Source organism: Corallococcus carmarthensis, assembly GCF_003611695.1.
GTDB lineage: Bacteria > Myxococcota > Myxococcia > Myxococcales > Myxococcaceae > Corallococcus > Corallococcus carmarthensis.
Genome location: NZ_RAWE01000382.1, coordinates 1 through 4349 on the forward strand (window position 1 = coordinate 1; position 4349 = coordinate 4349).

The 4349-nt window shown below is 69.1% G+C and carries 4 protein-coding genes; 1 reads left to right on the top strand and 3 read right to left on the bottom strand.

The features are described from left to right. Positions 1–128 precede the first annotated feature (128 nt). Positions 129–314, top strand: a complete 186-nt coding sequence (locus D7X32_RS46395; RefSeq protein WP_208752739.1) for a helix-turn-helix domain-containing protein — start codon at positions 129–131, stop codon at positions 312–314. A 19-nt stretch (positions 315–333) separates the two neighbouring features. On the opposite strand, the gene D7X32_RS43370 is transcribed toward D7X32_RS46395, so the two are convergent. The 3 genes from D7X32_RS43370 to D7X32_RS43380 all read right to left on the bottom strand — a co-directional run bounded on the left by D7X32_RS43370 (position 334) and on the right by D7X32_RS43380 (position 3877). Continuing rightward, positions 334–657 (bottom strand): thioredoxin family protein, encoded by a 324-nt coding sequence (locus D7X32_RS43370; RefSeq protein WP_147450506.1) that lies wholly within the window; start codon positions 655–657, stop codon positions 334–336. Positions 658–671: 14 nt separating this feature from the next. Then, positions 672–1145: a hypothetical protein gene (locus D7X32_RS43375; protein ID WP_147450507.1), complete on the bottom strand. Its 474-nt coding sequence runs from the start codon at positions 1143–1145 to the stop codon at positions 672–674. Positions 1146–1318: 173 nt separating this feature from the next. Beyond that, positions 1319–3877: a hypothetical protein gene (locus D7X32_RS43380; protein ID WP_120608337.1), complete on the bottom strand. Its 2559-nt coding sequence runs from the start codon at positions 3875–3877 to the stop codon at positions 1319–1321. Positions 3878–4349: the final 472 nt, after the last annotated feature.

The following is a 4349-nucleotide window of genomic DNA, read 5'->3' on the forward strand; positions in this document are numbered from 1 at the left end:
GATTGGGGGGGGTTCCCCCAGACGGATTGGGGGGGGTTGAGGGCCGAAAGGAAATCGACGCAACGGCGCGTGTCATCATCGAAAAGCTAGGTCTCCGCCCCAGGAAGGCAGCCCTGCGCGAAGCCATCATGGCGCTCACTTCGCTCCGGCCCTGGCACCCCGCGGAGCTCGCCGAGGCGCTCCACTACAGCCCGGACAAGCTGACGGAGCGGCACCTCAAGGCCATGGTCGAAGAGGGGCTCCTCGAACGGACCCACCCTGATAATCCCGCGCATCCCGCCCAGGCCTACCGGGCCGTGCGCCGGGGTGGGTGAGCCGGCTTCCCTCCAAGGCCTACAGGTGGCCTTCCAGCATGCGCCGGATGGCGGTCCGGGTCATCGCGCCCACGGCCCGGTCCACCATCTGTCCTCCCTTGAAGACCAGCAGCGTGGGCACCGCGCGGATGATGTACCGCTCCGCGAGCACCGGCTCCTGCTCCACGTCCACCTTCACACCCTTCACCGCGTCCGCGTGCCGGGACGTCACCCGCTCCACCCAGGCGTCCATCCCCCGGTACTCCTCGGGACACCATGGCGCCCAGAAGTACATCAACACCACCTGCTCGGACGCCAACACCTGCTGCTGGAAGCTGCGCTCCGTGAAGTGCTCGAGCCGCATCGTCTCCTCGAAGCTCAACCCGCGACGGGCGCGTCCTGCCTGCACAGCAGGTACCGGTCGGTGGCGCGCAGGTGGTTGTCGCAGAAGCTCCGGAGCGCCTCGGCCTCCACGTCCAGGGTGAAGCCCAGCAGCGTCCCCGTGTGGCGCCGGCACGGCCCCAGGCCCAGCGCCTGCAACAGGGGGCCAAGCCCCTCCTGGATGGCGTCCACGCGCCTCGATGACTCCGCGTCGATGGCGAGCAACCACGTCGACGGCGCCCCCGACAGGGGCGCCGTGGCCACCGGCTCCGGTCCCCAGAGGCCGGCTTCCGTCCACACCGCTCGATCCACGTGGCGCGCCACCAGCGTGTCACCATGCCGGAGCGCATCCACCACGCGCTCCAACAGGACGTTGGAGTCCTCGCGGCGCCCCGCGACGAGCCACGTCGACGGCAGGACGCGGTGGACCTTCTTCCCCTCCAGCAGCTTCACCCAACCCGGCGTGAGCACCTTCGGGTGCCTCCATTCCGCATGCATCAACAGAAAGCCCATGCCTTCCCCCGGAATGCCTCCGCGACAGCGCGGGGACACCCCATGTCTATGAATGGCGGAGGAAGGCGGACCCTCCACCCGCGGGGAGGGGAACGGAACGGGCACGGCCCCGTCCCGGGAGGCGATGGCCGTCAGAAGCTCAGCGTGCCCAGCAGCTCGAAGGTGTTGCGATACACGTGGACCGGTTCAATGACGATGCCCTGCAGTCCGTTGAGGCCCACCAGGTCCTTCACACCCAGTTCGTGGCGCGACAGGATGTAGCCCGCGCGCAGGCCTCCCTCCATGCCGCGCACCCCTGGAAGGAAGTCCTTCACCAGGATGACGTCCACTCCTGCCCCCAGGTGCAGCGTGTTGGGCCACAGGTTGCGGAAGAAGCCGGGACGGCGCACCCAGTACGAATCCGGGTTCGCCATCCCCTGCCCGTTGATGCGGCCGTCCTCCAGCCGGTACCACGTCAGCCCGTAGCCCACCTTCGCGTAGGGCTGGAAGCCACCTCGCAGGAAGTTGTAGCGGAGGCTCCCCGCGTACTCCCACATGTTGAGCTTCGTGCGCAGCTGGAAGGTCGTCACCCGGTCCGCCAGCGGCACGTCCAGCCCCAGCGTGCTGCGCGAATGGAACAGCGTGTTCTCCGACGTGAACTTGTCCCCCAGGTAGAAGCTCACCTTGAGCATCGCCGACACCGCGGGGATCACCACCGGCCGGAGAAGGTTCGGGTCGTTGGTACCGGCGGCGATGCCCGGCTCCAGCGCGATGAGCTGCCCGTACCACTCGTCCCGCTGTCTGTCGTTGAGCAGCAGCCCGGTGAAGTCGTCGCTGAGCAACTGCACGCCCACGCCCGCCTCCACCGTGAAGCGGCGGCGCGGCAGCCGTTCCTGCGGTGTGTAGACCGGCTGATGGTTCTCCACCACCGCGCGCACCGGCAACCCCACCACCCGGTAGAGGAAGTCGAACGGCGGCAGCGTGATGAGCAGCGCCACCGGCGCGTTGAGGAACCCCAGGTTGTTGGAGAAGTCGTCCTGGACGTCCAGCGGGAAGAACCACGGCAGCTCGCTGGGCACGTACAACTCAAACCCCGCGCTGGGCGCCGGGCGGTTCCAGCCTTCGTTGAACGCCGGCCCCACGATGGACAGGTTGCCCATGTCCGAGTGCGCCACCAGGCCCGACAGCGGCGACCTCGCCGTGGGAAAGCCCCAGCGCAGGGGCAGGATGAGCCAGGACCACTCGCGCCGCACCTGCCCGTCCACCAGCGCCAGGTCGTAGACGCGCTCCCAGTCCGGCACCAGGTCGATGCGCGACGCGATGTCGTAGCGCACCACGTTCTCCGGCAGCGGCTTGTCCGGATGGGTGAAGTACTCCTGGTGGTCGAAGTCCTGCCGCACCGCCTCCGTGGAGCCCGCCGGGCCGATGTTCTTGAAGACCCCGGGCACCGGGTACGTGGCGTGCGACTCCCGGGCGTGCGGCCCCGGCGAGGCCAACAGCTGCTCCAATCCCTTGGAGTCCGCGCCAATGTAACCGATGGGGTGCGTATTGATGACCGTCTCCGCCTCGTCCGCCCAGACGTAGCGGCGCACGCGCGCGAGCAGCTTCTTCTCCCCGGGCCGGTCCTCGCCCCGGGCGTCCAGCTGCGCCTGCCATTGCTCGCGGGGCAGGTAGGCATTGGGGCGGGCGAAGTCGAACACCATGCTGTTGTGGTGGAAGAAGTATTCAATGCGCTTCATCACCAGCGGATCCGCGCCGTCCTCCGGCCCGTCCCCCTGGAGGATGCGGCGAAGCTCGCCTTCCGTCAGCGTGCGCCCCACCGCCGAGCGCGGGGAGAGGGCCACGGCGATGTGCTCCCAGTCCCCCTCGTGGTTGTTGCCGCCCGCGTTGAAGGGATAAAAGAACCAGTACTGGATGAGCAGCTCGTAGCCGGGCGGCGCCTTCCGCGTGCCCTTCACCGCGTGCACGAACGGGTGCGCGTACACCTTCTCCGTGCCCAGGTAGCGGCGCGCGGGCTGGCGGTCCACCGCCCCCTTGAACGCGGCCATCCACGTCTTCGGGTCGTAGCCGGGAAAGTCGAAGTACATCACCGTGAAGGGCGCTCGCTCCGCGTCCACCGCGTCCTGGCGCAGCCTGGGAATGGTGGGGTGGTCCGGGTGGAACTCGCGCAGCAGGCCCACCAACCGGCAGTCGTCACGCGCGTCCTGGCCCGCGGACTCCGTGCGCAGCGCGGCTTCGGGCGCGCCGTCCTCCGGACACGGCCTGCCCAACGTGGAGAAGTTGATGGAGTCGCTGCGCATCAGCACCGCGCCGGACTTCGCCAGGTCCCAGGTGTCCAGGTTGAGCAGCAGCCCCCCGGCCTGGTCGCGGAACACCTTGTGGTCGGAGGGAAAGGTGTAGGTGTTCTTCACCATGAACGGCGCGAAGCGGACCGCCAGCGATTGGAGGCGCTGGTGGCGCGTGTCATCCACGCCGTCTCGCGGTGACTCGTCCCGGTAGGAGGGGTCGTTCGGGTCGCCATAGAGCGACAGGGCGACGCTCGCCTCCGTCTGTCTCACGATGCGGGGGTAGGCCAGCGGCACGTAGCGGAAGTATTCCTCGCGCGTGGGAGGCCCCTCCGCGTGGGCCGGGGCCACGCCGGCCATGGCCGCGAGCAGGAGCGCGAACGGCGACAGGGCCCGTGCCGCACGGTCCGGAACGATGTGGCGCATGGAAGGCGTTCCCCCGGCGAGCCCCGCGCGTGGGGGCGCGCGGCGGCGGGGACGCTAGGGGGAGCGGCTCCGGGCGGCGTCGTCCCCCAGGGCCGCCCGTTCTTCACCACACGGTGGAGCCTCCGGCAGTGGACATCCTCCTCCCGCCTGTCGCAGGGCCGGCGGCCCGGCGTGCACCGGCCGGATGCGATTTCTTCGCGGCGTGGAAGGCATATCGAAGGAGCAAACCCTATCTTACCGGCGCTATCCGTCGGATACCGGACCGGCCCCCGTGACAGGGGGTGAAACACAGGCCCTGTCTCTGGCAGAAAGCAAGACAACCCATGAGGGGGTGGGACCGCGTCCCCCCTGAAGGAGTCCCTGTCGCATGAGCACGATTCTCCGGACCCCACCCCTCGCTGGCGGCCGTCCCCCGCGTTGGGATTCGCGCCGCCGCGCCCCCACCGGTCCGGCACCTGTCTCTTATACACCT